2 protein-coding genes are annotated in these 1,311 nt (G+C 65.1%); both read right to left on the bottom strand.

Annotated features, from left to right (window positions below; all coding sequences use genetic code 11):
• Positions 1–911, bottom strand: a 911-nt coding sequence (locus ACEWQ0_RS09835) for a transposase (RefSeq protein WP_476485243.1), incomplete at its 3' end; no start/stop codon positions are given.
• Positions 908–1,291, bottom strand: a complete 384-nt coding sequence (locus ACEWQ0_RS09830; RefSeq protein ID WP_476485242.1) for a transposase — start codon at positions 1,289–1,291, stop codon at positions 908–910. The genes ACEWQ0_RS09835 and ACEWQ0_RS09830, both read right to left, overlap by 4 nt.
• Positions 1,292–1,311: the final 20 nt, after the last annotated feature.

The following is a 1,311-nucleotide window of genomic DNA, read 5'->3' as shown; positions in this document are numbered from 1 at the left end:
ACGTAGCGCTCGGGATGCGCCGCATAGTGCCGATCCATGGCCGCTTGCCGGATCCGCCAGAGTGCTTCGAACTGTCCGGTATAGAGATCTTCGGGGGTAAACAGCGCCAGGCCTTCGTGCGGTCGGCGGCTGTAAGCCGGGAAGAGCTCCCTACACCACGCCCGGGCATGTTCCTCGCCCTGAAAACGACCCGGGTAGCTTGGCCAGTATTTGACGGTCTTGAACTGACTTTCGCTGAACGGGTTGTCGTTGCTGACTCTCGGCCTCGAGAAGCTGCGCTCAACGCCCAGGTCGGACAACAGATCACCGAAGCTGTGCGCGATCATCGGCGAGCCGCGATCCTGGTGGACGATCAGCTGATCGGGCTCGATGGCCCGCCTCGACAGGACCTCGCGGAACAGGTGACAGGCCAGGCCAGCGTTCTCCTTGCGCGACACCATCCAGCCGACGGGATAGCGGCTGAACAGGTCCAGGATGACGTACAGGCACAGGTAGACGCCGCGGGTGACCGTCGGCAGCTTCGTTATGTCCCAGGTGTAGACCTGGTCGGGAGCCGTCGCTTTCAGTTGCGGCTTGACGTGGTGTTGGGCCGGGCGCTGGTTGCGGCGCTCGCGCGTTTCCTGTCGCCGGCGCAGCAGGCGATACATCGTCGAGACCGAGCCCAGCACGGTGCCCTCGCTGAGCAGCGTGGCGTAGACCTGGCGTGGGGCGGCGTCCAGGAAGCGTTCGGAGTGCAACGCACCGAGGATGCGCTGCTCTTCGGCCTCTGACAGTCCTCGTCCCTGACCGGTCGGCGCTGCGGCCCGATTGCGTTGCCGGCGATCCGGATAGCACCAGTGGCGCGGCACGTTCAGAGCCCGGCAGGCTTGCGCCTTGGGCACGTCCGGTGGCAGGGCAGTCAGGCAGCTCACGATCTGCTCCCGTCTTTGTCGCTGTCGAACAGGTGCAAGACTTTTTTTTGGAGATCGACCAGTTGCTCGGCCACGTAGGCGCGCTTCTCCAGCTTGGCATTGGCCTTCTTCAGGCGCTCGAGCTCCTTGTCCCGGGGATCGGCGGGCTTGCGGCCCGGCTGTCGCGCAGCCACACCGGCCTCGCCGTGCTCGGCCAGATCCTTGCGCCAGGTTGACAGCTGACCGGCATACAGCCCCTTGCGGCGAAGCCAGGCGCCCTTCTCGCCGTGCGGCAGGGCATCGGCTTCGGCCAGCAGCCGCTTCTTCTCGGTTACGCTAAACCGGCGTCGGGTACGCTTCTCAAGGCGCGGGTCGGTGACAACTTCGTTGGAATCAGACATCTCTTCGCTCCGTAAGCGCC

It is taken from the genome of Wenzhouxiangella sp. YN9, assembly GCF_056324165.1.
This window is presented reverse-complemented; position numbering and strand designations above follow the sequence as displayed.

Coding starts and splice junctions, on each gene's coding strand:
- ACEWQ0_RS09830 (WP_476485242.1), bottom strand. CDS start 1,291: ATGTCTGATTCCAACGAAGTTGTCACCGACCCGCGCCTTGAGAAGCGT.